This window comes from Cryptocyanus atlanticus LEGE 06306 (genome assembly GCF_056633155.1).
Genome location: NZ_JBSJOZ010000028.1, coordinates 1 through 4,972 on the forward strand (window position 1 = coordinate 1; position 4,972 = coordinate 4,972).

Annotated in this window: 2 protein-coding genes; one reads left to right on the forward strand and one right to left on the reverse strand. The window is 58.3% G+C overall.

What is annotated here, in order from left to right; genetic code table 11:
• Nucleotides 1–13: 13 nt before the first annotated feature.
• On the reverse strand, nt 14–547 hold the full coding sequence (locus ACWJI7_RS13990) for a hypothetical protein (protein ID WP_479938810.1): 534 nt from the start codon (nt 545–547) through the stop codon (nt 14–16).
• A gap of 1,239 nt (nt 548–1,786) precedes the next feature.
• Between ACWJI7_RS13990 and ACWJI7_RS13995 the strand changes: the two genes are divergently transcribed.
• The gene (locus ACWJI7_RS13995) at nt 1,787–3,889 is read left to right on the forward strand and encodes a UvrD-helicase domain-containing protein (protein WP_479938812.1); all 2,103 of its coding nucleotides are present in this window, start codon (nt 1,787–1,789) and stop codon (nt 3,887–3,889) included.
• The last annotated feature ends 1,083 nt before the right edge of the window (nt 3,890–4,972 follow it).

Consider the following 4,972-nt stretch of genomic DNA (forward strand, 5'->3'; position numbering starts at 1 on the left):
CTAGATCTAATCATCACGATGCTGGTTTGATCAAGTTCGAGGCGATGAAGTCCAGCGACACGTGTCCAGAGGAAGTTTCCTTACAGAGGTACCCCATGATTCCTGCTGCATCGGTGACGGGGCGGACATCAGCTGGTCGCTGCCGAGAAAGGCACTTAGCATGCTGAGGCAGGTAACCCTTCCACTCAGCCGCCAAGCTTTGAACAGCGTCGAACTCTGGCAGAGGCTGAGGGATGAGAAGGTGACCATGCAGTTGAACACCCATGCCGCGCTCGAGGAAGAACAGCATGGGTGGCAACTTGGTCTTGTTCCACTGGTCTAGGCGCTGGTGGCCAAAATGGCGGCGGATGAGCAGGTTTTTGATATGCTCATTGTCGGTAGACGCCAGGTCGGCATCGTTGCGTCTCTTCTGGTAGTAATGATTGGAGCTGACCTGATTCCAGGTGCTGGTTCTGGGTCGATGCCTGGTCTGTGTTGCGATCGCATTGGGTTGTTCTTTCCCTCTCCAGCATGTCTCCTCAGGAGAGCGAAAGTGATAGCTGATCATATATCTTGGCTGGAAGCCGAGATTCAGCTGATTTTCAAGATAGCCTCGGAGTTCTACTTGCTCCGGTCGTTGAGAGCGATGCGGCCGGCGATTGGTAGTAGTACTATTGGACAACATATTCAGGATCTATACGGTCTATCTTTAGTGTAACAAGTTACACGTGCATAATGCAAGGCGACTATTTCTATGTAGATATGAATATCCGATGTGATGGCGAATGGTGGACTTTCTCAGACCCTCTGCACTGGAAGTCTTACTGCTCCTCTAGTCCCTGGCAGGCTGTTGCCAACGGTTGCCAACTGCCAACAATGGAGTTACGACGCAGGAGAGCTCCATAACCACGGCTATAGAGATTTAATATCTATTCTATATCAAGAATATCAATAACTGTGGCTAGCGGTTGCGCTGGCCGCACGCCACTGCAGGCTAATCGTAACTTAGGCCTAGGCAGTTCCCGCTTACCGCTACCACTAGCTATGAACATGAACTGGATTCCTCTGAGGCAGCGCAAAGCAACCGAAATGGATCTCGGGAACAATTGGTTCGGCCCGCATACTTAGCCTCCCTACTATCCAAGAGGGACTGGTATTGTTCAGCGGGTGTTGTGAGTCGCGTGTTGGACCTCCTTTGAGTGACGGGACGACGTGGCAGTCAAGCTGATGATGTTGGACTTGTGAGTGCTGTGACTTCTGGTCGTTCTGATTCCTGGGCTGAGTATCTTTTGTAAGAATCGTTTATGGGGAAATGATGAGTGTGAAATCGGCGTCCATCTATCAATAGTGTAGAGCAATACTTCTCGGAATCAAAGTCTAGGGATGTCACTTCTTCTACATTCCTGGCATTCCTGCAGTCATGCTGTTGGTGGAGACCTTGACCTTGATCGAAGTCTCTGCTCGTCGCAGAACGAAAACCCTGATTTTTAATCATTCTGTTTGTTTGATAGTACTTCTTCTTTCAGGCTGAGACTTAGAATTTCAAGTTTTCATAAAAACTACCGCGCTGGAAAATCCACCGATTGGCGGTTCAGGGAGTCTTCCGGCCTTTTCCATCTGACTTAATCATTGGGAGGGGGCTAGAAGCCTGAGCGGATCTGTGGCGGTGAACCCGCTGCAGGTCCCTGACGCTCTGCTGGGCATTTCCCCGTTCAGCCACGGGTTCTGGATTGCTTGATGGCGGCCCGGCCTGTGTCCGTGGAGACACCCTGACCAGCAATGACCCGATCAACGATGGAGTAAGACCATGACCACAGGACATCAACCGCCCCAGGGCGGCAAGACTTTTAGCGAGGAGCAGCAAGCGATCATTGACTGCCGCTCTGACTCATTACGGGTGCTGGCCTTTGCCGGCACGGGCAAGACGACGACCATGCGGGCCTATGCCCGGGCCCGCCCGCAGCAGCGCATGCTGTACCTGGCCTTTAACCGCGCTGTGGCGGCAGAAGCTCGGGAGAGCTTTCCTGAAACCGTCAGTTGCTCCACGATCCATGGCCTGGCCTACCGCTCTGTTGGCCATCGCTACCGCCACCAACTGCGGGGAGCCCTGCGGATCGACCAGGTGGTCCTTGCCCTGGCTCTGGAGCGGCGGAGCCGCAAGGATCTGGCCCTGGCGCAGCACGCCCTGGCGGCCCTGCAGCACTTTCTCTGCAGCGGCAGCGTAGATCTGCCTGCCTTTGCAGCATCGCTGTCTCCAGAGAAGCGATACCCCAGTGCGGCTCTAGAGGGAGCAGCGCGGCTGTGGGCCCTCATGGGCGACCCCTGTGATGGGCGTATCCCGATGCTGCATGACGGCTACCTCAAGCTGTACCAGCTCTCCAGCCCGAAGCTGAGGTTTGACGTGATCCTCCTCGATGAGGCCCAGGACACCAACCCGGTGACGCTGGCGATCCTGGAGCAGCAGCACTGCGCCAAGGTGTTGGTGGGCGATCCTCACCAGCAGATCTACCAGTTTCGCCATGCCACCAACGCGATGGCGGCTGCTGGGGAGTGGGATGAACTGGCCCTGACCGGAAGCTTCCGCTTTGGGGAGACGATGGCTGAGGCGGCCAACCGCCTGCTGGCCCTGAAGGGTGAGACCCGGACCGTGAGGGGCCTGAGGCGTTCTCCAGCGCCGCAGACGCGGGCGTTCATCGCCCGCGGGAATGCCGCCCTGTTCAAGCGGGCGGTTGATCTGGCCCAGCACGGGACGCGGCTGTATTGGTGTGGTGGCCTCGATGGGTACCGCCACGATCAGCTGCTGGACCTGTGGCATCTCCGGCGCGGAGAGATGGGCCAGATCCGCGATCGCTTCCTCGCTGGCTTCCAGAGCTACGGGGAGCTGGCCGCCTATGCCGACGAGCAGGACGTGCGGGACCTCAAGGGCTGGTGCGCCCTGCTGGAGTGGCACCCGCACTGGGAGCGAATCCCCGAGGAGATCGCCCAGCTCAGGGGGATGTCACTGGGCCAGCTCGATCCAGGGGTGTGCGCGCTGGCGACGGCCCACAAATCCAAGGGCCTCGAGTTCGGAGCTGTGAGCCTGGCCGATGACTTCCACGCCCACGCGTTGCTGCACGGGATTGGGAGTGACCGGAGCAACTGGGAGTACGGGCCAGAGCAGGCTCCCGCGCTGTGGGATGAGCAGGGCTACCGGGGGGCGGTGGTGCTGCCCGAGGAGGAGCTGAACCTGCGCTATGTGGCTCTCACCCGGGCCCAGGGCCGCTGCAGCTCGCCGCAGTGGTCCACACCGCTGTTCGATGACCTGGCGGAGTTCATCAGGGAGTACCCCAGGTTTCTGCTGGTGAACTCCTCCGAGCAGCTCAAGGCCAAGACCAGCAGTATTTCTAAGGAGGAACAGGGAGAACAAGGGGAGCAGAAGCAGGCCGCACCACCGGCGGCCTCCATGGCTGCTGGTGCTGAGACGTCTGATCGCTCAGCCCCACTCCCGCTTCCAGCACCCCGCAGCCAACGGCCGCAGTGGTTCCTGGGATCGCTCGATGGCACCCACCTCCGCATCATCACCAGCCACTACGCGCGCAGGTACCCGGCCCTGAACTGGGACTGGTTACTGCAGCAGCTGGCGGAACAGCGGCTGGTGACAAGCGATCCAATCACGGCCGTGGAGGCGTTTGTCGTCAACCACCACCTGGATTCGGCTCAGGCTCTCATCGAGCGGTTCCTGCAGGACCTGGCCCTGGTGGTGCAACCGGGCGAGGGCGTGGTGCAGCAGGACGCCTCACCAGATCACTCCGCGATGGAGAGCCCCGGGGCCAGTCAGGACGCGGCAGGAGGCGGCAAGGCAGTTGCGCAGACAGCTCCCCGTTCCGTGGGGACCCGCCTGGCCAGCCTTTGGTGGCGATCAAGGGCGTAGTAGATCGTAGAGAGAAAAGAGGCGTGAAGATCGAACCCAGCGGCCCGTAGCAACAGCTGATCCAGCCTGATCCAGCCTGATCCAGGGAGCGATCGGCAGATCAGTGTTCAGCCACCAGTCATGCGTCCCAGCCCTTCCCGTTGAGGCAGGAAATAAAGGGTAGAAGAGAGAGGGATTGACCATCTGTGGATCCAGAGTCCAGTTGATCGAGGGCGTCGTTTGTGGTTCACCCGCTGCAACGGAACTCCACCCGGCGGCGGGGGTTCAGGGTGTCACGCGGCGCAAGGGCCAGGCGAGTGCGGGACGGTGAGCGCAGCCCCGCACCACTGGAAGGGCCTCAGCAAGCTGAACCCACTCCCGCACCCTTGCGCGCGCGTGATCCGGATCTCCCCTCGCCGCCGCCGGGCTGGGTGGCTCAGGTCACGGTGGCGGGGCGTCTGATGGCGAGTGGAGCGGGTGAACACTCGTAGTAATCCTGCCCCGAGAACGCGGCGGGAGGCCACCTCAACCACGGCCTGAGCCAGATCGTGGTCAATGCCTGGGGCGGAAGCAAACGGACATGGAGGGTCAAGAGGTCAAGGCGATTGCCGCTGACTTCTGCTCATTATCTTGAAGTCTCTGATCATGATGTTCAGCTTGATTGGCCAGTCGAGCCGGCAGCACTGAATCAGAAGGAGCATTGAGTAGCTGTCATAAAAAAAGAATAACGAGAGCACATAAGCAAAGGATAGCCTCATCAAAAGCAACATAAAGACAATGCCTTGACTGACTAAAAGACCACTTGAGTAAATTGAGTAAACCCATGATAAACATCTTCTGTAGGACCTATAGAGTGACCCACCAGATTGATCAACAGCTGAGAGCCCGCGGCATGCATGTCCTGGCAAGCTCCTATCCGCATGAGTCTAGGAACTATAAGTATCTTGTGCATATTGTGCAAGAGCCAGACCGTCTGTTCTTTACCTCTAGAACAGGGCCATCTTGGTATTGGGGATATCGCAAGAACTTGGGCTGCATCGTCCTCGAGCTTGACTATCGCGGAAGCCATATTCTTGGCAAAAGTCTCGAGGGGTTGACCCAGAG